At 61.0% G+C, this 23169-nt stretch carries 27 protein-coding genes, 1 tRNA gene and 4 pseudogenes; 15 read left to right on the top strand and 17 right to left on the bottom strand.

Annotated elements, in window-relative coordinates:
* Positions 1–36 precede the first annotated feature (36 nt).
* A pseudogene (locus AC0IX7_RS02500) lies at positions 37–1352 on the top strand (ATP-binding protein).
* A 41-nt stretch (positions 1353–1393) separates the two neighbouring features.
* On the opposite strand, the gene AC0IX7_RS02495 reads toward AC0IX7_RS02500, so the two are convergent.
* The 4 genes from AC0IX7_RS02495 to AC0IX7_RS02480 all read right to left on the bottom strand — a co-directional run bounded on the left by AC0IX7_RS02495 (position 1394) and on the right by AC0IX7_RS02480 (position 5854).
* The gene (locus AC0IX7_RS02495) at positions 1394–2689 is read right to left on the bottom strand and encodes an MFS transporter (RefSeq protein WP_248521788.1); all 1296 of its coding nucleotides are present in this window, start codon (positions 2687–2689) and stop codon (positions 1394–1396) included.
* Positions 2689–4824, bottom strand: coding sequence for a M3 family metallopeptidase (locus AC0IX7_RS02490; RefSeq protein ID WP_471810352.1), 2136 nt, complete (start codon positions 4822–4824; stop codon positions 2689–2691). Before AC0IX7_RS02490 ends, AC0IX7_RS02495 begins: the two co-directional genes overlap by 1 nt.
* Before the next feature lie 106 nt (positions 4825–4930).
* Entirely contained in the window at positions 4931–5125 is a 195-nt protein-coding gene (locus tag AC0IX7_RS02485) for a hypothetical protein (protein WP_471810350.1), read from the bottom strand.
* Positions 5126–5179: 54 nt separating this feature from the next.
* Positions 5180–5854: a Crp/Fnr family transcriptional regulator gene (locus AC0IX7_RS02480; protein ID WP_413243621.1), complete on the bottom strand. Its 675-nt coding sequence runs from the start codon at positions 5852–5854 to the stop codon at positions 5180–5182.
* Between the two features lie 348 nt (positions 5855–6202).
* On the opposite strand from AC0IX7_RS02480, the gene gntA reads away from it, so the two are divergent.
* On the top strand, positions 6203–6712 hold the full coding sequence (gene gntA, locus AC0IX7_RS02475; RefSeq protein WP_471810348.1) for a guanitoxin biosynthesis heme-dependent pre-guanitoxin N-hydroxylase GntA: 510 nt from the start codon (positions 6203–6205) through the stop codon (positions 6710–6712).
* Positions 6705–7292, top strand: a complete 588-nt coding sequence (locus AC0IX7_RS02470) for a DUF1989 domain-containing protein (RefSeq protein WP_471810346.1) — start codon at positions 6705–6707, stop codon at positions 7290–7292. The genes gntA and AC0IX7_RS02470 overlap by 8 nt, the downstream gene beginning before the upstream one ends.
* 6 nt (positions 7293–7298) lie before the next feature.
* On the opposite strand, the gene AC0IX7_RS02465 is transcribed toward AC0IX7_RS02470, so the two are convergent.
* The 4 genes and pseudogenes from AC0IX7_RS02465 to AC0IX7_RS02450 all read right to left on the bottom strand — a co-directional run.
* On the bottom strand, positions 7299–7907 hold the full coding sequence (locus tag AC0IX7_RS02465) for an alpha-hydroxy-acid oxidizing protein (RefSeq protein WP_471810344.1): 609 nt from the start codon (positions 7905–7907) through the stop codon (positions 7299–7301).
* 41 nt (positions 7908–7948) lie between these two features.
* Positions 7949–8410: pseudogene (locus AC0IX7_RS02460) on the bottom strand (alpha-hydroxy-acid oxidizing protein); the annotation flags it as partial.
* Between the two features lie 165 nt (positions 8411–8575).
* Positions 8576–8660 (bottom strand) — tRNA-Leu (locus AC0IX7_RS02455).
* A 66-nt stretch (positions 8661–8726) separates the two neighbouring features.
* Positions 8727–9110: pseudogene (locus tag AC0IX7_RS02450) on the bottom strand (magnesium chelatase subunit ChlI family protein); the annotation flags it as partial.
* Between the two features lie 29 nt (positions 9111–9139).
* Between AC0IX7_RS02450 and AC0IX7_RS02445 the strand changes: the two are divergent.
* From AC0IX7_RS02445 to AC0IX7_RS02415, 7 genes are all read left to right on the top strand, one after another.
* The gene (locus AC0IX7_RS02445; protein WP_471810342.1) at positions 9140–9874 is read left to right on the top strand and encodes a recombinase family protein; all 735 of its coding nucleotides are present in this window, start codon (positions 9140–9142) and stop codon (positions 9872–9874) included.
* A 365-nt stretch (positions 9875–10239) separates the two neighbouring features.
* Positions 10240–10920: a hypothetical protein gene (locus tag AC0IX7_RS02440; RefSeq protein ID WP_471810340.1), complete on the top strand. Its 681-nt coding sequence runs from the start codon at positions 10240–10242 to the stop codon at positions 10918–10920.
* A 73-nt stretch (positions 10921–10993) separates the two neighbouring features.
* Entirely contained in the window at positions 10994–11254 is a 261-nt protein-coding gene (locus AC0IX7_RS02435; protein ID WP_471810339.1) for a hypothetical protein, read from the top strand.
* A gap of 419 nt (positions 11255–11673) precedes the next feature.
* Positions 11674–12471, top strand: a complete 798-nt coding sequence (locus AC0IX7_RS02430) for a hypothetical protein (protein ID WP_471810338.1) — start codon at positions 11674–11676, stop codon at positions 12469–12471.
* Entirely contained in the window at positions 12468–12980 is a 513-nt protein-coding gene (locus tag AC0IX7_RS02425; RefSeq protein WP_471810336.1) for a hypothetical protein, read from the top strand. Before AC0IX7_RS02430 ends, AC0IX7_RS02425 begins: the two co-directional genes overlap by 4 nt.
* 112 nt (positions 12981–13092) lie before the next feature.
* Positions 13093–13398 carry a hypothetical protein gene (locus AC0IX7_RS02420; RefSeq protein ID WP_471810334.1) on the top strand — a complete coding sequence of 102 codons (306 nt, stop codon included), beginning with the start codon at positions 13093–13095 and terminating at the stop codon, positions 13396–13398.
* Positions 13399–13430: 32 nt separating this feature from the next.
* Positions 13431–14264, top strand: a complete 834-nt coding sequence (locus tag AC0IX7_RS02415; RefSeq protein ID WP_471810332.1) for a hypothetical protein — start codon at positions 13431–13433, stop codon at positions 14262–14264.
* A 233-nt stretch (positions 14265–14497) separates the two neighbouring features.
* Here AC0IX7_RS02415 and AC0IX7_RS02410 read toward each other — a convergent pair whose 3' ends face one another.
* The 4 genes and pseudogenes from AC0IX7_RS02410 to AC0IX7_RS02395 form a co-directional block, all read right to left on the bottom strand.
* Positions 14498–15382 (bottom strand): hypothetical protein, encoded by an 885-nt coding sequence (locus tag AC0IX7_RS02410; RefSeq protein ID WP_471810330.1) that lies wholly within the window; start codon positions 15380–15382, stop codon positions 14498–14500.
* A gap of 208 nt (positions 15383–15590) precedes the next feature.
* Positions 15591–15863, bottom strand: a pseudogene (locus tag AC0IX7_RS02405) (DUF1064 domain-containing protein); the annotation flags it as partial.
* 70 nt (positions 15864–15933) lie between these two features.
* Positions 15934–16221 carry a C40 family peptidase gene (locus tag AC0IX7_RS02400; RefSeq protein ID WP_471810328.1) on the bottom strand — a complete coding sequence of 96 codons (288 nt, stop codon included), beginning with the start codon at positions 16219–16221 and terminating at the stop codon, positions 15934–15936.
* Between the two features lie 212 nt (positions 16222–16433).
* Positions 16434–16748, bottom strand: a complete 315-nt coding sequence (locus tag AC0IX7_RS02395) for a hypothetical protein (RefSeq protein ID WP_471810326.1) — start codon at positions 16746–16748, stop codon at positions 16434–16436.
* Positions 16749–16823: 75 nt separating this feature from the next.
* On the opposite strand from AC0IX7_RS02395, the gene AC0IX7_RS02390 reads away from it, so the two are divergent.
* The gene (locus tag AC0IX7_RS02390; protein WP_471810324.1) at positions 16824–17588 is read left to right on the top strand and encodes a hypothetical protein; all 765 of its coding nucleotides are present in this window, start codon (positions 16824–16826) and stop codon (positions 17586–17588) included.
* Here the strand turns inward: AC0IX7_RS02390 and AC0IX7_RS02385 are convergent.
* From AC0IX7_RS02385 to AC0IX7_RS02375, 3 genes are all read right to left on the bottom strand, one after another.
* Positions 17585–17743 carry an AP2/ERF family transcription factor gene (locus tag AC0IX7_RS02385; protein WP_471810322.1) on the bottom strand — a complete coding sequence of 53 codons (159 nt, stop codon included), beginning with the start codon at positions 17741–17743 and terminating at the stop codon, positions 17585–17587. The two genes, AC0IX7_RS02390 and AC0IX7_RS02385, sit on opposite strands and share 4 nt — an antisense overlap.
* Positions 17744–17752: 9 nt before the next feature.
* Positions 17753–18004: an HNH endonuclease signature motif containing protein gene (locus AC0IX7_RS02380; RefSeq protein WP_471810320.1), complete on the bottom strand. Its 252-nt coding sequence runs from the start codon at positions 18002–18004 to the stop codon at positions 17753–17755.
* 166 nt (positions 18005–18170) lie between these two features.
* Positions 18171–18401: a hypothetical protein gene (locus AC0IX7_RS02375; RefSeq protein ID WP_471810318.1), complete on the bottom strand. Its 231-nt coding sequence runs from the start codon at positions 18399–18401 to the stop codon at positions 18171–18173.
* Between the two features lie 299 nt (positions 18402–18700).
* On the opposite strand from AC0IX7_RS02375, the gene AC0IX7_RS02370 reads away from it, so the two are divergent.
* Together AC0IX7_RS02370 and AC0IX7_RS02365 are read left to right on the top strand one after the other, a co-directional pair.
* Positions 18701–19015, top strand: coding sequence for a hypothetical protein (locus AC0IX7_RS02370; protein WP_471810316.1), 315 nt, complete (start codon positions 18701–18703; stop codon positions 19013–19015).
* Positions 19012–19872, top strand: coding sequence for a hypothetical protein (locus AC0IX7_RS02365; RefSeq protein ID WP_471810314.1), 861 nt, complete (start codon positions 19012–19014; stop codon positions 19870–19872). Before AC0IX7_RS02370 ends, AC0IX7_RS02365 begins: the two co-directional genes overlap by 4 nt.
* Before the next feature lie 352 nt (positions 19873–20224).
* Here AC0IX7_RS02365 and AC0IX7_RS02360 read toward each other — a convergent pair whose 3' ends face one another.
* Complete coding sequence (locus tag AC0IX7_RS02360; protein WP_471810312.1) at positions 20225–20404, bottom strand: hypothetical protein; 180 nt, start codon at positions 20402–20404, stop codon at positions 20225–20227.
* 702 nt (positions 20405–21106) lie between these two features.
* On the opposite strand from AC0IX7_RS02360, the gene AC0IX7_RS02355 reads away from it, so the two are divergent.
* Positions 21107–21409, top strand: coding sequence for a hypothetical protein (locus AC0IX7_RS02355; protein ID WP_471810310.1), 303 nt, complete (start codon positions 21107–21109; stop codon positions 21407–21409).
* A 91-nt stretch (positions 21410–21500) separates the two neighbouring features.
* Here the strand turns inward: AC0IX7_RS02355 and AC0IX7_RS02350 are convergent, their stop codons facing one another.
* A complete protein-coding gene (locus AC0IX7_RS02350) occupies positions 21501–22238 on the bottom strand; it encodes a hypothetical protein (protein ID WP_471810309.1) in 738 nt (245 codons plus the stop codon).
* Between the two features lie 82 nt (positions 22239–22320).
* On the opposite strand from AC0IX7_RS02350, the gene AC0IX7_RS02345 reads away from it, so the two are divergent.
* Positions 22321–23160: a hypothetical protein gene (locus AC0IX7_RS02345; RefSeq protein WP_471810307.1), complete on the top strand. Its 840-nt coding sequence runs from the start codon at positions 22321–22323 to the stop codon at positions 23158–23160.
* Positions 23161–23169 lie beyond the last annotated feature (9 nt).

The raw sequence follows: 23169 nt of genomic DNA, 5'->3' as shown, positions 1-23169 counted from the left end.
ATGATCCGGCCTTGGCCGCGGAGCCTCGCGGGCCAGATGGCGTTGCTGATCGCACTGGCGCTGTTCGTCGCGCAGGCGATCAATTTCGGGTTGGTTCTTCGCGATCGGATCGAATTTCGTCTTTCTCAGGCTACCCGGCCGGTCGCGACGCGGATCGCCGATGCGCTCGACCGGGAGGCGCATGGCGGTCGCCCCCTCGTTGCAGACCGCGGTCGCGTTCGCCGGCTTGCCGCCAACCCGATCCCGCCATCGGGGTATGAGCGCCACCCCGAGGTAGCCGCGGAGCTACGCCGCCAACTCGCGGATCAGGGCGTCACGGTCGGACGGATCGATACCGGGCTCCAGCCGTCGACATCGGCGGATACCGGCGGGGATCGCGACACCCGCCGCCGGGCCGGGGTCCGCCGTAGCAACCGCGATGGCGCCACGTTGCTGATGTCGGTCGAACAGCCCGGCCGCGGCTGGCTGACGATCACCGCGCCCTGGCCTCAGCCGGGCTGGCGGCTGCTGGTCGCATTGCTGAGCCAGACCGCGATCCTCTACATCGTCGTCCTGTTACCGGTGCTGTGGATCGTCCGCCGAATGTCGCGACCGTTGCGCGATCTGCGCGAGGCGGCGGAGCGGTTCCGGCCGGGCGAACCGAGCCCGCCGCTCCCTGCGCGCGGCCCCGACGACGTCGCCGCGCTGATCACCGCGTTCAATGCGCTTCGGCTGCGCGTGACGGGGATGCTCGACGAGAAGGACCGGATGCTTGGCGCGATCGGGCACGACCTGCGTACGCCGCTCGCCGCGCTGCGGGTGCGGATCGAGTCGGTCGAGGACGACACGGATCGCGCGAAGATGATCGACACCGTGGCGGAGATGAACCGGACGCTCGACGATATCCTGTCGCTCGCGCGGCTCGGGCGGCCGAGCGAGCCGCCGACCGATGTCGATCTGGCCGCGCTGGTCGACGCGGTGGTCGAGGATTTCCGCGATCTCGGCTGCGAGGTGAGCTTCGTCGAGGCGGACCGGCTGCGGATGCGCCTGCGCCCGTCGCTGATGCGACGTGCGGTGCGCAATTTGATCGAGAATGCGGTGAAATACGGCGTCTCGGCGGAGGTCCGCGTCGAGGCGGGTGCCAAGACGGTCGCGATCGTCGTGGCAGATCAGGGCCCCGGCATTCCCGAGGACCGGATGGGCGACGTGTTCGACGCCTTCACGCGGCTGGAGAGTTCGCGCAACCGCGAGACGGGGGAATCGGCCTCGGGCTGGCCCTGGCGCAGGCGATCGTACGCGAGGCCGGCGGGGAGATCCGCCTGGTCAACCGAGCCGAAGGCGGCCTCGACGCAATCATCGAACTGCCGCGATAACTCTTCTGCTCCCTCTCCCCGGAGGGGAGAGGAGCAGTAGCTCAATCCTCCAGGATCTGGCTGTGTGTCCGCGTATCCTTCATGCGGAGGTACACGATCAGCGACACGCCGATCATCGCGGTCACATACCAATAGAATCCACGCTCCATGCCCTCGTTCTTGAGCCACAGCGCGACATATTCCGCGGTGCCGCCGAACATCGTGTTCGCCAGCGCATACGGCAACGCCACGCCGAGCGCGCGGACATGCGCGGGGAATAGTTCCGCCTTCACCACCGCGTTGATCGCGGTGTAGCCGGTGACGATGAACAGCGATCCGACCACCAAGCCGAACGCCAAATAGGGGTTGGTCGCGGTTTCGAGCACGGTGAAGATCGGCACCGTGCACAGCACGCCGGCGATCCCGAACCCGACCATCAGCGGTTTCCGACCGATCCGGTCCGACAACGCCCCCGCCAAGGGCTGGAACGCCGCATACAGCGCCAGCGCCGCGGTCATGATCAGCGTCGCGGACTCACGGCTGAACCCGCTCGTGTTAACCAGGAACTTCTGCATGTACGTCGTATACGCATAGAAGGCGAGCGTACCGCCGGCCGTCAGCAGCAGCACGGTGAACGCCTCGCGCGGGTATTTGCTGAACAGCAGCCACCCGCTCGATTTCGGCGCGCCGTCCGACTTCGCATTCTGATAGCTCTCCGTCTCGAGCAACCCGCGACGAATACGGAAAACGACCAGTGCCAGCACGCCGCCGATCGCGAACGGAATGCGCCAACCCCATGCGTCGAGCTGCCCTTCGCTGAGCGTCGACTGCAACAGCAGCAGCACGCCGAGCGCCAGCAACTGCCCCGCGATCAGCGTGACGTACTGGAAGCTGGAGAAGAAGCCGCGTCGCGACTTGCCCGCCATCTCCGACAGATACACCGCACTCGCGCCATATTCACCGCCGACGCTCAGGCCCTGCATCAGCCGCGCGAGGATCAACAGCGCCGGTGCGATCCAGCCGATCGTCGCAAAGCCCGGCGTGATCGCGATCAGGAACGAGCCCGCGCACATCAGCGTCACCGACAGCGTCAGGCCTGATTTGCGCCCGTGGCGATCGGCATAGATGCCCATCACCCACGCACCGATCGGCCGCATCAGGAAGCCGACCGCGAACACCGCGGCGACGCTCATCAATTGCGCGGTCGAATTGCCCTTGGGGAAGAACACCGGCGCGAAATACAGCCCGAACGCGGAATAGACGTACCAGTCGAACCACTCGACGAGGTTGCCTGCCGACCCGCCGAGGATGGATTTGAGACGGTGGTTCTTCTCGGGCGGAAGTGTGCTGCTCGCCATCATTTAGCTCCCTGCGCCGCTTGTGTCGGGACAAAGCCGCGCTTCTTGAGCAGTGCGTTCACGTCCGGATCGCGACCGCGGAAGGCGCGATACGCCTCGGCACGATCGGTCTCGTTACCCGTCGACAATAGGACCTTGGCGAACTTGTCCGCCGTCGCCTTGTCCCATGGGCTGCCCGCTTCCTCGAATGCCGCGAACGTGTCGGCGTCCATCGTCTCGGACCAGAGGTAGCTGTAATAGCCCGCCGAATAGCTGTCCGACGCGAACAGGTGCTGGAACTGCGGCACGCGGTGACGCATCACCAACTGCTTCGGCATGCCGATCTCGGCGAGCGTCGCGGCCTCGAACTTATCCGGGTCGATCACGCCGTCCGGCACGGTGTGGATCTTCATGTCGACGATCGCCGACGAGAGATATTCGGTGGTCGCAAAGCCCTGGTTGAAGGTGCGCGATTTCTCGATCTTGTCGAGCAGGTCCTGCGGCATTGCGGCCTTGGTCTGGTAATGCCGCGCGTATTTGTCGAGCACGTCGCGGGTCAGCAGCCAATGCTCGTTCACTTGGCTCGGATACTCCACGAAGTCGCGCGGCGTGCCGGCGAGCCCTGGATAATAGACGTTCTGGAGCATCGCATGGATCGCATGGCCGAACTCGTGGAACAGCGTCTGCGCATCGTCGAGGCTGATCAGGATCGGCTCGCCGGGCGCACCCTTGGCGAAATTATTGTTGTTCGACGACAGCACGAGCTGTGCCGGCGCGAGGCCACGCTGGCCACGATACGTGTTCGCCCACGCGCCCGATCGCTTACCGGTCCGCGCGAAATCGTCGCGATAGAACAGCCCGACGTCCTTGCCAGCCTTGTCCGTCACGCTCCAAACCCGCATGTTCGGTTCGAACACGGGAACGGTGCCGGTGATCTCCTTGAAGTTCAGCCCGTACAGCCGGTTGGCGGCGTACAGCGACCCCTGGATGATGTTGCCGAGCTCGAAATACGGCTTCAGCTGCGCCTGATCCAAGTCGTACCGCGCCTTGCGGACCTTCTCCTGATAGAAGCGGTAATCCCATGGCTCGATCGTCAGCGAGGTGCCCGCGACCTTCTGCATGTCCGCGACCTCTTCGGCGACGCGTCCCTTCGCGGCGGGCCAGACGCGCATCATCAGGTCCATCGCCGCAGCGGGCGTCTTCGCCATCGTGTCCTGCATCCGCCAGTCGGCATGCGTCTTGAACTCGAGCAGGTGCGCGCGATCGGCGCGCAGCTTGACGATCTGCGCGATCGTTGCGTTTGTGTCGTTCGCACCGCCATTGTCGCCGCGGTTGACGAACGCACGCCACACCTTCTCGCGCAGCGCCCGGTCGGTGGCATAGGTCAGCACCGGATCGACCGCCGACCGCGTGTTGACGATCGCGAAGCCCGGCAGCTTCCGCTCGGCCGCCGCAGCCTTGGCGACCGCCTTCACGCTATCGGGCAACCCGGCGAGTTGCGCCTCGTCGGTGACCGAGATCGCCTTGCTCTCGTCCGCGAGCAACTTCTCGCCGAACGTCGAGAACGCGGTCGCAAGCTGCTGGTTATACTGCGAAAGCTGCGCCTTCTGCGCATCGTTCAGCTTGGCGCCCTGCCGCACATAGCTGTCGTAGATCCGCGTCACGAGCCGGATCTGCTGCGCGTTCAGCCCGCTCGAATTGCGCGTGTCGTAGATCGCCTGGATGCGCGCGAACAGCGGCTTGTCGAACGTGATCGCATCCGACGCTGCGGAGAATTTGGGCGACCATTCGCGGTCGAGCTTCTGATAGGCTGGCGTGTTCATGTTGCCGGTCATCACGCCGAACAGCGTCATCACCTGGCCGTAACGCTTGCCGGCAAGCTGCATCGGCACGATCGTGTTTGCAAAGGTCGGCTTGGCGGGATTGTCGGCGATCTTGCGGTAGTCCGCGGTGCGCTCGGCCAGCGTGGTCTCGAACGCCTGCGGGAACAACTCGGGGCGAACCTTGTCCCATGGCGGCACCCCGCCGGTCGGGCCGGTCCAGTCGGCGAGCAAGAGGTTCGCGGCGGGTGTCGTGGTGGCTGCACCAGTCTGCGCGACGACGGATGTAGACGCCATCAGCGCAACGGCACTGGCGGCGAGGTATAGAAACTGCACATGGATCTCCCGGTCGATGTACCGGGTAGCATAGAGATAAAGTCACACAGAGGAAGCGGCACGGGGCAATTAGCCCCTGACCCGCCGCGGCGGGCGACCGTTCCGCTCAGTCCAGCGGCAGTTCGTCGGTCGCCTTGGTGGCCACCTGGGTCGCTGCGATCTCCGCCGCGGCGATCAGCCGGCGACCGGTCTCCGCCGCCGCCTCCGGGGTCATCGCGATCGCCAGCCCGACGGGCCCATCTAGCATGACCAGACCATTCTCCGCCGCCGCTACGCCCGGTATCGTTTCCGGCTTCAACATTATCGCGCTCCAGCTTCGTCGGTTCCGGCAGCGATCCGCTGCTGCCGGCCGCAGTCAGTCGCCTCGGGAACCATAGAGATATTGTGGTTCGAACTCCGCAACGGCTGCGAGCGCCTTACGATCCAGAATATTCACCTCACCTGCCTTGAAAGTCAGCAGATTCTTCTCGCGCAATGCTCTCAGCACGCGGTTTACATGCACGCCGGTCAATCCGCTCGCCTCGGCCAGATCGGGTTGCGTCATCGGCAGCATGTATCGCCCGTCGGCGGCCATCCCGACCATCTCCAGCCGCGCGTTCATCTCGCAGAACAGGTGTGCAACCCGTCCTTCCGCGCCAAGGCGGCCGAGCCGGAAAATCCACTCGCGGTGCATCGCCGCGTCGAGCAGCGTACTGAACCACAGCTTCTGCGTCAGGTGCGGATAGCGTTCGGTGATCGTCTGCAGCGTCCGATGTTCGAAACAGGCGATCTTGACCGGACCCAGGGTGGCGATGTCGTGATCGAGCCGCTTCATCGGAAAGGCGTGGAGATCGACGAAATCGCCGGGCACGTGCACCGCGACCAGCTGCCGCTGGCCCTCGCGGTCGTCCATGTAGCGACAGACGAACCCTTCGAGCAGCAGCGTGCTCGTTTCGATCAGCGCGCCCGCGCGCACGATCTGCTTGCGCGCTGGCACGTGCCGCACGGATTCGATGCTGTCCTCCAGCACCTGCTTTTCTTCATCGCTCAACTCATGCCGGCCGCGCCCCATGAGAAACTTTTCCGAGATCATCCAGGCCCCTTTTCCGCGCATTCCCGTACCGCCCTGCGGCGTAAAAGAACAGATCGGGATTCGTACTGATACATATCAAAGATTATGTCGCGGGCGAAACATTGGCCCCGCTCGCGGGTTCCTCCCCGACCATGTATCAGCCAATCTTCCAAAACGACCATCCCTCGCGCGCAAGTTTATCGAAACGGTGCAGGCACCGCAGTTTCCGTGTGTCGGAGCAAAGTCCGCGCTCGCCAAAGGACAGATGGACATTCTCGTCGCGCGCGACGTGCGATCTGCTTGGGATGACATGAGAATTTCCCCGCTTTGGGCGAAACCGTTCGCAAATACCGCGAGGACCGCGCGATATTTCGGACGCTCATCATCCTGTTCGAGGCCCCTGCCTTATTGTCCGAAGAGCAGTTCGAGGCGCATCTCTGGGCGCGCGCGCAGTCGCTCAGCGACAAGGACTCGTGGCTCGGCTATCGGCCCGACCTGTCGGTCAGCAGCGATCCCGACGATCCCCATTTCTCGTTGAGCTTTGCCGGCGAGGCGTTTTTCGTCGTCGGCCTGCATCCGAATGCGAGCCGCCCAGCGCGAAAATTCGAATCGCCGGCGATGGTCTTCAACCTGCACGACCAGTTCGAGGTGCTGCGTACCCAGCAGCGCTACGACAAGTTGCGCTCGTCGATCCTCGCGCGCGATCTCGAACTCGCCGGATCGATGAACCCGATGCTGGCGCGTCACGGCGAAAGCAGCGAAGCGCGGCAGTATAGCGGCCGCGTGGTCGACGAATCCTGGAAATGCCCCTTCAAGCGAGGTGACGCGCATGGCTGATATCAAGACGATCCCGCCGCGCTCGGGCGCCGGCTTCACGCTCGACAAGGGGCAGACGCTGACCGTGATCGATCCCGAGGGTCGCCAGGTATCGGACTTGCTGGCGTATAACCGCGCCGACATCCGCGAGGCGATCTCTTCGGGGCGGACGCTCGACTATGCGAGCCGGCTGTATCTGACGACCGGCGACTTGCTGTATTCGAACCGCAGCAACGTGATGCTGGAGATCGTCTCGGACGACGTCGGCCGGCACGATTTCTTGCTGACGCCATGCTCGAAGGAAACCTTCGCGATCATCTATGGCGATACCGATCCGCACCGCGGCTGCTTCGGCAATCTCGCCGAAGCGCTTGCGCCGTGGGATATCGAGCCCGACCAGATCCCGGTGGCGTTCAACTGCTTCATGAACGTGCCGATCAACGGCGAAACCGGGGAGTTCACCGTCGAGCCGCCGCTGAGCAAGGCCGGCGACACGATCGTCTTCCGTGCGGCAATGGACCTGGTGATCGGCATGACCGCCTGCTCGGCGCTGCAATCCAACGGCGGCAGCTTCAAGCCGATCCAGTACCGGATCGACTGAGCATCGTCATGGGTGCTGCCGGACCGCCCCAGCCGCGCGGACGTCGGCGATCGTCGGATAGCCGTTGACCGCCATCAGCAGGTCCGCCTCGGCCAGCAGGCATTTAAGGACATGCGCCGCGCCCGCTGCACCGTCGAGCGCCAGCCCATAGGTATAGGGCCGGCCGACCCCGACGGCGGCCGCGCCGAGCGCCAGTGCCTTGACCACGTCGGTCCCCGACCGGACACCTGAATCGAACAGCACCGGCGTCGATCCGGAGGCGGCGACGACATCCGGCAGCATGTCGATTGCGGCGATCCCGCCATTCGCCTGCCGTCCGCCATGGTTCGAGCAGTAGATGCCATCCGCGCCCTCGTCGATCGCGCGGCGGGCGTCGTCGGGATGGCAGATGCCCTTGAGCACGATCGGCAGCTTCGTCAGCGACCGGAGCCACGGCATGTCCGCCCAGGTCAGCACGCGGCCGAACGTCGCCGCCCAGGCGCCGATCGCCGCCGCGGATCCTCCTCGGGCGGTTTGGCGAGCAATTTGCGGAAGGCCGGGTCCGAGAAATAGTTCATCAGCACGTGCCCGCGCAGCTGCGGGAAATTCGCCGCGTTCAGGTCGCGGGGTCGCCATCCCGTTACCCAGGTGTCGAGCGTTACGACGATGGCCTTATACCCGGCCGCCTCCGCGCGGTGGACCAGGCTCTCCGCGACGCCGACGTCCTTGGGCGTGTAGAGCTGGAAGAAGCCGGGCGTTTCGCCAAGCGCCTCCGCGACCGTTTCCAATGGATCGTTCGACAGCGTGGACGCCATCAGCGGCACGCCGGTGATCGCCGACGCACGCGCCGCCGCGAGGTCGCCATGCTGGTCCTGCGTGCAGATCCCGTTGATCCCGACCGGGGCCATGAACAGCGGCGTCGGCAGCGTCATCCCGAACAGGTCGATCGACAGGTCGCGCCGGCTGCAATCGACCATCATCCGCGGCGTGAGTCCCCAATGCCGAAACGCGCGCGCATTCTCGCCTTGCGTGAACTCGTCCCCGCACCCGCCCTGAAGATACGACAGCACCGCCGGCGGCAGCGCCGCGCTCGCGCGCTGTTCGAGCGTCGCGAAATCGACCGGCAGCGTCGGCACCATGCCGCGCAGGCCAGCGCCATAGATCGCGTTCTGAAAATCGCCGTAATGCGCCATCGGGACCTCTCGCATGTCTGTTTGCGACGATCGTGGCGGAGTGGCGGAAAGACTGCAATCGGACGTTGCGCACAAACGTACGCGCGGCCTTGCAGACGGACTATTTGGAAATGGTGCCCCTGGCCGGAATCGAACCAGCATGCCTTGCGGCAACCGATTTTGAGTCGGTCGCGTCTACCAATTTCGCCACAGGGGCAGCGGCGGGTTGGCTAGACGAAGCTTTCCTCCGCCGCAAGCTGTCTTGACCGGAAAACGCATCCGTTCAGTTCCGCGGTGGTTGGCGGCGGTAGCTGAGCGCTTCGGCGATGTGGATGCGGCCGACGGTCTCGCTGTTCGCGAGGTCGGCGATGGTACGGCCGACGCGGAGGATACGCGTATAGCCGCGGGCCGTCAGCCGCATCGCTTCCGCGGCTTGGGCGAGAAGCTTTCGGCCGGGTTCGTCGGGGGTGGCGACGGCATCGAGCAACGCGCCATCCGCCTCCGCATTCGTGCGAACCGGATGATCGCGGTAGCGGTCGGTCTGGATCGCCCGGGCCGCGGCGACGCGGGCGGCGACCTCGGCCGAGCCTTCAGTCGGCGGCGGCAGGATCAGGTCGGCGGCGCTGACCGCCTGAACGTCGATGTGCAGGTCGATCCTATCTAGCAAAGAGGCTCTTTTCAAGTAGAAGGCCTGCCATGCTCGCTATCGCCTATGCTCGTTGGTCCTCGATGGAACAAACGAAGGGCTCGACCCTCGCCCGCCAGATCGAGGCGACCACCGGCCTTATCGAGGCGCGCGGTTGGGAGTCGATCGGCGACCCGCTTATCGATCGCGGCAAGAGCGCTTACACGGGCGCGAATATCGAGACGGGGCAGCTAGGCCAATTCCGCGACAGCATCATGAGCGGCGCGCGCGACGCCCGCAATCTGGTGCTAGTCGTTGAGGAGTTGGATCGCCTGAGCCGCCAGCCCGCCGACCTCATGCTCAGTTGGTTGTCGCCGCTAGTCCGTAAGGGGCTTTCGATCGCGGTTGTGAACACCGGGCAGATGATCACCCGCGACATGCTCGATACCGACATGGGCGGGCTTATGATGATCCTCATTACCGCGTTCGGATCGCACACCGAAAGCCGCAAGAAATCTACGCGCGTCGCGGCGGCATGGGAGCAAAAGCGGGAAGCGGCCCGCAACGGCGACATCGCCAAGATTCAGCGTAACCACCGTCGTCCGAAATGGGTTGAGATCGCGGAAGACGGCTCATTTTTCGTGCCGCCCGTGAAGCTTGAGATCATCCGCCTGATTTTCGAAAACCGCGTCGCCGGTATCGGAAAGGGGCTCACCGCTAAGACGCTTAACGACATGGCGCGCGATGACTCGCGCTACGCGACGTGGGAGCTAGACGCGGGCGAACGGAAGGCCCCGGCGCATTGAGCCCTACCTATGTCGGGCGCATCCTCGCTAACCGTGCCGTCATGGGCGAATGGCAACCCTATCAGCGCCCGCGTAGCGGCGAGGTAATCGCGCTTGAGCCGATCGCCGACTTTTACCCCAAGATCATCGAACCGGCGCTTTTCACGCGCGCTAATGAGGCGCGGATTTCTGAGGCGCTCAAGCGTCAAGGGCGCGGGGCGTCGCTTTCGAACCTGCTAGGAACGCGGGCACGGTGCGCGACGTGCGGCGGGCAGATGGCCGCGCTAGGCTCAGCCGCCTACAAGATCAACAAGGCGGGCGTAACGCGCCGTCATTATTCGCTCTATTGCACGAACGCCAAAATCGCGAAGTCGTGCGATAACGTGATGGGCTGGGCTTACGACAAGGTTGAGGGGCCTATCCTCGACACGATCCTTACGCTGGCGATGGATGATCAGCACTTTGGTGCGAAGGCCAACGACACGGCACCGCTAGAGGCGGCGGTTCATACGGCTAAGGCGTCGATCGCTGAGACTGAGCGCAAGATTGAGTTCGTTATGGACGCGATCGAGGGCGGCGGCGGTGAAGCGGCTAAGGCCCGCCTCGCCATGCGCCAACGCGAGCTTGCGGACGCCAAGGAAGCCCTCGACCAAGCTGAGGCGGCACTATCAAGCGCACGGGGCGCGGTATCGCCAGCCGAGCACCTCAAGCGCGTTGGTGAGGTTCGCGAGCTTATGAACGCCGACGATCCCGATATTCGTTTTCAGGCTCGCAGCCGGGTGAAGGCCGCGCTTGGCGCACTTATCGACAAGATCACTTTTCACCCCGCTACCGGCATCGTGTCGGTTTTGGTTGTTGATCGCGCGCGGCTCTTTTCGATCGCAAACGCGACGTGCCAGCCACGCGGCGGAAACTTGCGTAAGAATGCGGTTGAGCCTCAACCCTACATCCTGAGCGACCTCGATTTCACCGCGATGGGGCAGGCCCCGGCTATGGCAAGGTTACGACGATCGAAGGGGGCACCCGGAAGGAAACCGTTTCGAATGACCTCGACGCCGACCAGATAGCGGCCTCAAAGGGATATGTTCGACGGAAGACGGCTAAGGGGACCGCGAAAACGGGCTCAGGGCCTAAATAGGGGTGATCCCTACCACCATCGTTGACTTCTATTTTCGCGACCGAGCGAACGCCGACACCACCGACGAAAAGCGGCGCGTCTGGCGCACCTATGCGCGCGCGGTGATCGAAGAGTTTCAGCGACCTGAGCGCCGCGTTCATACGATCGGCGCACCCGTGATTATCTGGCGGCGTGCCGCCAACGATGACACCTTGCCAATTCGATGCCCGCCCTATTGGGCATCCGTGCCCTCGCCGACCTCCAAGCCCTATGGCTTGCCCTAGAACGCGCACGCGCCCCGGCGACGCCCTCATGAGCCGCAAGCGCGCCCCTGAGCCCCTCACGATCCCCTCCACCCTCACGGACGCTCAGCGCGCCATGATCGAGGGTGCGAGCAGCGATGCAGCGCGGGCGATTCTCCTAAGCTTGTTCGCTAAAGCTCAGGCTCGATAATCTCTTAACGAAGGTTCCCGCTCAGCTAAAGTTTTCCTTGCATGTGGTAAGTTTGCAACGCGCGAACTTTGCGGACCTGAGCGTTAAGCATCGCAAACCCGCAGAAATCAGCCATTCCTGAGCCTAAAAACGATAAACGATTATAGATCGCTGCAACATTAAGCTGAGCGTGTCAAAACCTTAGTGGACAAATTTGCTAAGTCTGGCATTTTAAGCGCCATAAGCAGGACGCTAAGCAGTGGATTAAGACATGACCGACCAGCCCCGTAAGATCGAGTTCACCGACATGATCGAAGCGCTCAAAGCCGCCGATGAGGATCGCGTTAAGGCCGATGCTGAGCGCGAGGGCTGGAAAGCGCGGGCGGAAGCCGCAGGACGTGAGCGCGACAAATGGAAGGATCAGGCGTGCAAAATCGGAAGCCGCCTCCTCGCCATCGTTGATGACCTCGACATTGCGCCAAAGGCAACGATGAGCGCCTATCCGGTTGCGGCCCCGGCTGAGCCGGAAACCGAACCGTTTGAACCGGCGTTCGATGCTGAGTTTTTGGAGGCTGAGGAACGCGCGCAGCGTCACCACATCTTGCGCCACCTCAACTATGAAGCACCCGATCCGATTGATATCGACAGCGCGATTACCGACGCTTGGGGTATTGGCGGGCTGGTGATGATGAGCGAGGAACGCGCTTACCGCATTCTCGACCGCTTGTTTGCGCAGTATGCCGACGCGATGAGCACGGGCGACAGTCTCGCTCATCGCATCGCCGACTTCGACACCCCGGATGGCTTCGATTGGGATGCGGCGATTGAGCGGGCAGACGCGACGCTTGCGGGCGGTGAGCCTATGCCGACTTACAAGGGTTTTGATAAGCAGCCGACGCCCCGGTTTGTGACCCTCCGTATGCGCGAACTGATTTCGGCGCTCGATACGCACGCCCCTGAGCCGATCAACCTTCGCGGCGTCGTCGCGGAAGCGAACAACTCGCGACCGGAACCCGATTGGCGCAAGCTCACGCAAAGGATGCTCGCGCGATCTATGACCGCTTGGTGAAGCAATACCCCGGCTTGATCGAGCGTGTCGGCGGCACCTACCGGGCAACCCGTCCGATCGCGGCACGCGATGCCGAGGGCAACATTCATGAAGACCTGAGCGCCATCTATGACGATTGGGAAGCCATGCTTGCGCAGACGTTCGCTGGTGATCCGGTTGCCTTCATGCCCGACCACGTTCCGGCACCTGAGCGGATCGTTGCGCCCGCACCGGCCCCGGCCCCGGCCCCGGCCCCGGCCCCGGCCCCGGCCCCGGCACCGGCACCGGCACCGGCACCGGCTGGCGGGCTTGGCGACATGATGGCGGCGATCGAGCGCGTGACCGGGCAAAAGGCAAACTTTGCCAAGGCCCCCGGCGACCAGCCCAAGGCGGTGAAGGTTGAAACCCCGGCGTCGCGGTATGCAGGCCCGTTCCTGAGCTTGGCATTCCGTCGATGGTGGACGAAAACGATAATGCGCTATTCCGGGCGCTGGTGCGCGCCTCGAAGGAACACCCCGGCGAGTTCATGAAGGTTGCACCGCTCTATGCCCTCGCCAAACTCGAAGGCTACACGAACGGCGAACCGGCGCTTCGCTTCCGTATGCACCTGAGCGCTAACCCCTCGCCAAGTCGCACGCGCGCTTGATCGAAACTCAGGCCAAGCCCTTGGGATGGAAGTTGCGCACGCCCTCGCCGGATGGTGGCGACAAGGTGAAGGCGGACGATGGCGCGGCGGTTGCCCCTGAGCCCGCCCCGGAAGACTCTGACGAAGTGGCGAACGTGAGGTTCAACAAAGGCAAGCCCGACGAATACGCCCTAAAGCTCGATTACTTCCCGTTCTTTGGCGAGTATAAGTTGCGCAAAATGAGGCTCCGGTTGGCGACGCTCACTATTGGGAATGCGAAGACGAGTGGAGCGGCTCACTTGGCGACGTGTTCAGTAGCGTAAGTGCGAAGGATGTTCGAAAGCTGAGCGCCGCCATGAAGCGCGAGCCCGCCGAGGCCCCGTCTGAGCCCGCCCCGGCGTCGCGCAAGGTTCCTGACAGCGTGTTCCTCGACGCTTTGAGCGCTACTGAGGAACGCGGCGCGCACGCCCTCTATCGGACGCTCGACCAGTCGCACGGGCTTACGGAAGGGACGACGAACCGTCGCTTGCGCCACCTCGTTGACGTTGGCCTTGCTACACGGCGCAAGGGCGGGCTTGGCGAATATTTCTATCGCCTTGTCGCCCCTGAGCCCGCCCCGGCGAGTGAAGCGCCAGCCGTTACGAAGGACAATCTAAAGCCACTGAGCAGAAAGCTTTGGGCGCATCTGGGCTTGCTCAACTATTCCGATGATCGCGAGTTTGTTCCGATTATCCGTCTTTACGACGGTATCATGATCGAGGCTCGTCAACTTGGTTATCGTGACGAAAAAACGCGCCATATGTTCGAAGTTAAGCGGCAAGGCGTATGGAAGATCACTTTTAAGCGCCACGATCGCAATGCCACGGTTGAGCACTTTACGATCACGGGCGATGCAGGCCAGTGCGGACGCGATCTTAACGCCTACTTGGCGACCCCTAAACACTTCGAAGCGCATCACAACGGCAGGACGCGCAAGTATGGCAAGCTCTTAAACATGATTGGAACCGACGATATGACGACAGTTGGCGAGATCAAAGCTAAGCTTGAGGCGGAAAACTTCTACGTCGATTATGAACGGTTGCGGGCGATCATGGCAAATTGCGTCGTCACGCCGATCAAGGACAAGATCGAACGCGACGCGCACGTTGCTACCGCTTGGCGGTGGAAGGCAGGCCATTCGCACGCATGATCCCGACCCGGCACAACGGTAAAAGAACTTTAAGGAGGACGCCTTATGTTCCACTGGCGTAAGAATACCCGCACGGCTCCCCATGCTCAGCCATTCCACGGCGATCATACGGAAGACGAATTTCTCGCAACGATCGCAAACTTTGACGGAGGTAAATGGATGCCAGCAATAGAAGACACCGCCAGCCGGGTTGCCGCCCTCGCTAACATCGTGAGCACGCACGTTGGCCCGGATCATCTAACGATCGTCGCTCGCGATCCTGCACCCTTCGACACGATCGCCAGCCTCACGGGCAGCATCCGCACGGTTGAGGTGATCGTTGCCACCACGGTGAGCCCGAACGATGCTGAGCGCTTCCGTGAGGCGCGCGACGCTGAGCGCTTCCCCGCGCGTTCTATGATCGCCACGGCAACCCGGACGGGCAGAACGTCGCGAAGGCAAAGGGCCTTGCGGCAGACATCGGCATCACCACCCCGCCGACCCTGAGCGCGATCTTGGGCACGAAGCTGGGGTTCTATTCGCGACCGCCGAGGATGCTGAGGCATACGATCGAGCGGCCTAAGACGCTCCACCGGCGCTAGACACGAAAAAGGGGAGCCTTCGCGGGCTCCCTTTGTTTTGCCCCTGAGCGCGCGTTTAGGCGGGCTTCCCGCCTTTCTGGCGGCTTGCGTCGCTTCATACTTCGCACGACGTTCCGGCGACCAGCCAGCCCGGACGCTCCCGGCTTGCTGCATACGGGCATCGCTACCGCGCCCCGCCGACGCCTTCATTGCGCCCGACTCAGCTTCGTGAAGCACCGTATCGTGCTCGCCCGCTTCGACCTCTTTGCGAAGCTCAGCAAGGGCGTTCAAAAAGCGTTCGGATGGAATGTGGAATTCATCCTTGCCGTGGAGCTTCACGGGTGCGCTCATCATCTTGGGGGTGAACCGCACGACGTTGTTATTCGCGCTCCACTGAGATTGCGGGTTGTTGCTTTGCTTGCCTTCGTTGAACGTCGATCTGACCTTAGCGAGGCCGCGCAGGAAGGTGGCGCGCACCTTGGTAAAATCGGGCGCAACATACGCGAACGCCTCAGAAAGCTTGTCGTCTACCAGTGCGAGGAAACCGCCCTTAGCCATGCTTCATACTCCGCTTCGATAATCGCTTAACGGGACGCGGCTTAACTTAGTTTCGAGTGCCCGACAATGAGGAGCTTACGGGAGGTGGACGGGCAGCGCGCTGAACAAAAAAGGCAAGCGCTCAAACTCACCAACTTGAAAGGTGCCACCCGTCCGGGTTAAGCGGGAGCTAAAAGCTTCCGGCTTGCGCATCATAGCACGCGCCCAATTAGGTGGCAGTAATCGGATGATCGGCTTTCATGGTGATGAGAATATCGATGCCGTGAATGGCTTTCATCAATTTGGCCTTGAGTTTGAATGTCGGCGTGATCGTCGCGGGGCTCTTGAAATCCTCGACAACCTCGACGCCATCAATTTGATAGCGAAAGTCGGCTCGATAGATTGCGATCTTTAGCCCGTTCACATCAAGGCGATAGCTCGCTTGAGTTTCGAGGTTCGTAATCTCGCCAGCATCCGCGCGACGCTTGAGCACGACGTAACGCGACGCTTCCCTTTGCTATCAAAGGTGATGCCATCAACGACGGTGCGACGATTGTTGAACTTGCCCGCCATTATGCTTCGTTCGTGCTCAGCTTACCGCCCGAACCGATCCAGACTGGCGAACCGACGACGGCGACACCGGTAGGCCAGCGACGCGCAACGCATCGATCCTTGGCAATGCGGGTGACATTCACGGCGTTGGACTGATTACCACCAAGGACGTGATACGCGGTCGCATCCTCGCCGACGTAGAAGCCGACGTGACCGCCACCGGGGCGCTTGAACACCAGCACCGCACCGGGTGCGAGGCGATCGGCGCGCAGGTTCGCGCCCCATGCTTCCCATGAGGACGCGCGCACGGCGACCTTGGGAGGCTTCTAGGCCAGCCTCCGCAACGCAATGCGCCGCGAAGGTGCCGCACCACGGCGTTTCATCATCAACGATGGCGATGCCGAGCACGCGCGAACCAAGGCGTTTAGCCCAACCAAGGATGGTTGGATTATGCTTAGGCCCGACGATTTCACGGGTGCCGATGAGGGACTTTGCGACTTCATACCATTTCATCGGGTATTTAGGCGCGGCGCTTTAGGGCCTCGATTTCGGTTACTAGCTCGATAAAAGCGGCGGTAAGCTGGCGTTGATCGGCCTCAAGTTCATCGATCCGATCGCGGGCGCTTGCGAGATCGTCGGCGAGCGTGGCATTGCGGTGGATCGCTTCCGTAGACCGGCGCTCAGCGGCGGCAGCGGTTCGCCCGACCGTGGCGGCATCCCAACGCTCTAAGGCCGCTTGTGAGGCGATGTAGGCGCTTAGAGCGGCGATCGTCTCAGGATCGCCGCTCAGGGCATCTAGCAGTTGCTTGGCTTCATCGTGAGGAATGAGAGGCATCTACTATTTAAGATGAACGATACCGTTTGCTGCATTTCCAATGACACTACGCCTCACGCCTATTAGCGATGACGCATGAACGGAAAAACATTCGGCATCACGGCGTTGCTTGTGGCTGGCGCGGCTATCGCGACCGATGCGCGATCATGGCTTGTTGGTAAAATTCTGGACGCCATTACGCCGACCGGGGGCTGGAGCGCCGCCAACCTCCTGAACATGCCGTGGGGCAGTATCATAGGCGTCCCTGCCTTCATCTGCGCAGCGCTTTGGCTATTCTGGGATACCGTTGGACGTGTCACCTTTCGCGCACGCTTTGGCACCGATCGCGCTCTGAATGAATTTGTCTATCCGCTTGAACGGGAGATCATTGACGCGCGAAACCAGATCAAAAGCCTGTATTCAGCGCTTGGCTCCTTGAACGATCGCGAGCGGCTTAAAAACTTAACCGCTGAGCTAGAGGAAGCGGCAAGCCCTATCGACAAGCTGGCGCATGAATACGGAAAACTGAGCGATACGCAGGAAATGCTACTTATGCAGTTTGAGGGCGAGTGGACGAGCATCTACTCCCATTGGCTGAGTATCGCTCGCCCCTATGATCCAGACCTGATTGACACCCTCATTTCGTTTCCTGAAGGAACATTTGAGGAAGTGCTACCGAACGCCGCAAACTTTCGAAGTCAAGATTGCGCTCGATTATATCAAGCGTTTTCCGCAAGGATGAATGCATGGCGTGAATTGCGCGATGAAATACAGACGAAGGTTGATGACGCCGCGTTTGGGCGCAAGACAATCTTTCAACGGCTAGGTGGCACCCTCCCCGTGATCGGCGAGGAGCTTTAAGCAGCCACCCTGAATAGGATCGTCGCGTTGATCTTGCCGGAAGGCGTATAGGCAAACTCGCCGCTATATTCGCGATCGGCCCGCGCGTAAGCCTCAGCCGCAAGCTCAGGAGTCGCGTAGCACCCGAGAAAGACGCGCTTACCGTTGACGCGCATACGGGCCTCCTAAGGCCGGTTAGGACAGTGGCGGCGATAGGTCGCGCCCTTGTATGGCGACTTACCTTGCTTAGGCGTGTTACGCAGATTCTGAGATCGCGTCGCGGCTCGCATATTGGCGATCGAGTTATCGAGCTTGTTACCGTTCTTGTGATCGATTTCCGCAACGGGCCATTCGCCGTAGTGGATCGCCCATGCGACACGGTGCCCAAGCATCATGTTGCAGCCGATGGGGCGAACGAACAAATAGCCGATGTTCATGACGGTTCCGGCAGGCTTGCCAGCATACCGACGATTGAAGCGCAGCGTGTAGGAACCGTCTCCGGGGCGTAGCTTGTGGATAAGCTCACCAGTCTCAGGGCGGTAATCGAACTGAGCGCGAAGCTCAGCGATCGACGGCAACGGCGTGGTGCGAGGGCGGGCCATCTTAGTAGACCGCCAGCTTCGTGACGGTGCCGACCGGCTCAACGCCTCCAAGGCGGTAGACCGGTTCGTTGACGTGCTCGACCAGTGCAACGCCCGTTTCGTTGATCACCGCTTCGATGCGAGCAAGGGCAGCTTCAGCGCGGTGCGCGCGGATCATATGACGCACAAGCTCGCCGAACATGGCGAAGTATGACACGCCAAGAAGCGTGATCAGTAGGTTTTCAATTGTCATTGTTCTAACTCCAAAGCGGCTTCATTGCCGCCACAGTTTTATTTAGTCAGAACAGCTAAAACGCCTGCCGTAAGCCCCATTTTACGCGGACTGCGCAGATCAATATTGCGGCGGTGCGCGGGAGTCAGGCATTCTCCTAAATAATCGATGCACGGGGTGTAGTGACCCTATGGCGGACGTTTCGAATATTGAGCTTAAATAGAATGTGCGGTAAGATCGTCGCACAAACTCCAAAGCAAAAGTCTCGGGCGCTCGGTAGGCACTACACTACCGGGCGCTTTTGCTTTGGAGACTACCCTATGCCTAAGTTCGCTACCCAACTCGCTGAGATCAAATCTATCAGCATCGGCGGGCGTTCGCCTGAGACGATCGACAGCCTCGCACTCGACCTCACGACGCACCTTACCGACCATGACGAAGCGCTTGCGCTCATGTTCGCCGACGACGTGGATTCACCCGTCTACCAGCCCCATGAGCCCGACATGACGCGCCTTGTGCCAGTCGCCGCCGACTTCCTCGTCAAGGATCACGGCACCGCTCCCGCTATCACGATCAAGGCTACCGCCGCCAAGTGCTACACGCTCGCCGTGTTGATCGCCCGTGGTGAAGCATGAGCGACGCTCGCACCATCTTGGAACGGTTGCGCGCTCAGTCTGGCGATAGCCTCGCCAAGGCCCCTATGCGCCCCGTGGAGGCCGATAGCGCCCCGATACCACGCCAGCACCTGCCAGCCCCGAAACTCACTGGTAACGCCCTATTCGAGGCGTTCGTTGAATATGCCAAAGCTGAGCCGCAGGTTCTTGAACGTCTTGCTCACCGCTTCGAGTGGAAGACCCCGTTCGCCAAGGCTAAGCTGGTGCCGCCGTGCCCGTTGCTCAAGGCTACCGGTATCGAATTCAGCGTGAACGATAACGGCAAGCCTAAGCAGACGGCACGCGATCGACCGGAACGCGAAGCCATGCGCTACCGGGGCAACCTCAAACTGTTTGTCGGATCGAACAAGCAGACCAGCAACCCCGATTGGGTTGGTTGGCTGGAATGGCGCAACGGTGCCCGCGCCAAGGAAGACACGCGCAAGCACGTCCGCGAAGGCAACTTCACGCAAGCGTTCGCCGACATGATCACCGGGGCGGTGGACAACATCCCCGGCGACAATCTGTTCGGGTTCGTCCGCGCCGATGGTCGCGCGCAAGAGGCGGGCTCACCTCACGTTAGCGGGTTCCTCTTCGTCGCCGATCGGGCAGGCATGGAGGCGCTCAACCCAAGCATCACGATCTATGCGATGGACGATAAGGGCGCGGTCAAGATCGACCTTCCCCGACTCGACACCCGCACCAGCAAGGGCAACCTCCTTGGTGGCAAGATGGTGCTACAGTGCCGCGCATCACGCACGGCATGGGATTGGGCAACCGGCACCTATGAGTTTGCTCGCTTTGGGCAAGCCGTAGACCCTGCCCAATCTACGCAATGAGGCGTGGGCAGGGTCTAGTAATCTGCCCAAATTAGCTAGTTTTGGCTGGGCAGGGTCTAGGAGAATGCCCAAATCGACAGATTGGGCAGACTCTTTATAAAGCATCTCTAATCTTTCATCTGAAGAGATAGTTATAAAGACCCTGCCCAATCTGGGCAGGTATGGAACTCCCGCAAAGCGGGATCGGATCGAGGCAAGCAATGACTTGCTCGAAGCGAAAGGAACCAATCTGTCTCGAAGTCACAAGGCTTGCGCGTCCTGAATTAAGATTTTGCCTTGCGCGCCGCCCCTGCCCCTCGCGCCGCCAGCGAACTTGAAAACGGGTGAGGGAAGCCGAGCCCGATCGATCCAACTACGGCTTGCCCAACACTCGATCAAAGACGTTTTCGAGCCAGTTTTGCTTTGGTCCCGATGGTTTCGGACGGGCCGGTTTCAACGCCCGCGCTACCGAAAGCAGGGCCGCGACAACCAAGCCGAGCATCAAGCCAAGAGGCCCGAGGACGACAAACCCGAGCAGACCGAGGACGATCATATCGAATAGCGTTTTTAGCGCTGACATCGCGTCGTGCTCCCCGTTCCCGTTGAGCAGGAGGTAAACCGTGGCCGCGCGATGCGCAAACCCGCCTGAGGTCCGGTTTTAGGTGGCGACCTGAACATCTGACGATATGACGGAAGCATGGTGCTCCTGAACATCGATCTATCCGGCCCCGAAACCAAGCGGCGCAGGGAGTATTGGGAGGCGCTAGGGCGTTTCATTCACCGCTTTGCGAGTGTTGAACGTCAAATCACTCACCTACTCACACTCGAAAGCGCGCTATCCGATGCCGCCGCCAGCGTTATATTCGATAACACGCGACTTGGTGCGGCGATCACGACAATTAAGCGCCTACGAAAGGCAGCGGGGAAACCCGACTCCCTCTGCTAACGCGCGCGTTCGATCAGATCACGATAATCAGTGAGACGCGGAACGCTATCGTTCACCTTGGGGCCATCGTCCGATACGACAAATTCGAGGTTCACCCGAAAAATAAACCCGGAGCCAGTGCGGCTAAGGTCCGCAGCGTTTCCCCGGAAGTAATGAACGCGATGACAGCGGACTTAGATATTATCAGCCACCTTATCTATCTCGAACAGTGCGCCGTTATTGGGCAGAAACTTACGTTTTCCGAGGGGCGGCTCTCGATGCACCGTGGCAATACGTCGAACCACCCTCGACCGGGACAGGGAAAGCGAAATGAAGCGCTTTAGCTTGGCCGTGATGCTATTTTTGTCGGCTTGCGGGTGCGACAAATACGCCTCCGACTACCCGTGCAGCTATGTCGAGAACAAGGCTGATTACGAAGTCTGGTATTGGAAGAACGTCGAAAACGACGATGAGTCCGATAACAAGATGATCGGCCACGCTACCGGGGTTCGGCAGTGCGAGGATAACGCTAGGGCATATGCAGCTTCGATTGGCGACGACTTCAACGACCGTGCTTACATCTGCGTCCTTATGAAGGACGGCGAGCGCAAAGAGAAGCATCGCGCTTTGTGAGCTTCGTCAAGGCGACCAGCACTAGAGCGGCAAGGTGATACGAATAATGCGGGCCACGGGCAGCTAGGCGACGACGCGCCTTGCATACGGCCTACTTCGCTTTCTCCTCAACCTTTACGCTATCCGTCGCGTTGCTCGCAGCAGCCTGATTGCTGAGTGGGTGAACCGGCGTGGTTGGTAGCGCCGTCACCTTTTGCTCGCGCGTGATGATTACCGGCTTAGCTGCGTCTGGCACGGTTATGGCGGTTTGAGGATTGCCGCCCTTAGCCGTGACGGGCTTTCGATTAGCGAAATTGACGGCAATAATAACAACGATTGCCAGAGCAAAAACGCCAATCACGCCGATCGCTATGCTGCGGGTGCGTTGATACACCTTTTCACCGGCCTTGACACGCTTCCACTCTTCCTTGAGCAAGGTATTGGACGCCCTAATAAACTCTCCTTGCTCAGCGTCAAAGTCTAGTTCCGCAGCAAGCAAAGGGTCTTTAATAGCTCGGGATAGCTTTAGCATCGAGTCCCGCACCGCCTTCGAAGAATCCTCCTCAACATTTAGGCGAAGCGCGATACTGTAGTATGACTCGTTTAGCTTTCCCGTTTGCTCCTTCACGGCGTCATATCGTTTGGCATCAGACTCAAAGTCGATCGTATCAGCATCGGCCAGAGAATTAAGATTACTGGCGAACGAAGCCAGTTCGCTCCGCAGGCTGTCAATCCAAGCCTGCCGGAACTCGGAAACCTTGGATTCCTTAGCGACGATCAGACCCGCCAGCGAAAGCATGGCACCAATGATAGCCGCTAAAATCGCACCAATCGCAACGTCGGGGATCATATTTCGCACACTCGCATGGCGTAGGTCAGGTTGACTGTTTCACCAGTAATAGCTGAAACAAGGTTCCAGTGGGAGCGATTCAATGCCGGATATGGCCTCGTTTGAGCTAAAATTGCGCGGCGGGCTTGCCGAACGCCACATCATGGAGGGCTTCGACGGCTATAATGCCCTCGCTGGGGCCGCTTACACTCTCTCACTTGTCGCTAACTACGTCGAAACAGGCGTTATTCGCTACAAGGGCCAGTTTATAGGGCGTCACATCGTTCTAGCTGAGCCAATCGCTCAAGGCAGTATTTTGGCAAGGTTCAAAGTGCTGTTAACTGGCGATGCCGAGCAAGTGTTCGACATCCCGGACGCCGATAGCGAGAATTTGCTTTATGGCCTCGTTAGGCGCGTCGTGCAGAGAAACTTCGGTTTACCAGCAGAGCCGATCAACGCCGAAACTGAAGCCCTCCTCGAAGATCGAGCCGGTGAGGTTGAGGAACTTGTCCTCGCAGTAGAGCCCTCTCTTCGCAGAGCCCATGAGGCCATCGGGCCGAGCGCCACCTCGATGGAATGGACTGGCGGGTTCAGCACCATGGGAACCTTAGACCCCGCTACGAAGGAGTATATTAAAGCTTCGATACCCGAACGGATACCGATGACACAGGACGTAACCGTAAGAGGTTTTTATGGAAACACCGGACGGGGCCTTATCTACGACCCGACTATCGACCGGAACATATCGATTTCGATGCGAAAGGAGACGCTTGCCGCTATCGGCAGGGTCTTTTCCTACGGCCTTGACCAGTATCTAAACCGAACCGGCAACACGATCCGCATCGAGTTTACGCGCCTACTGTCATCCGATGGTAGACCTAAGCATTATGTCATCACCGGCGCACGCGCCACAAGGATGCTTACCCCTTCCCGTCCCGTTTAGCGTTCCTGA

Source organism: Sphingomonas sp. AC411 (assembly GCF_979253035.1).
Note: the sequence above shows the minus strand (reverse complement) of the source record. Positions and strands in the feature narration are given on the sequence as shown.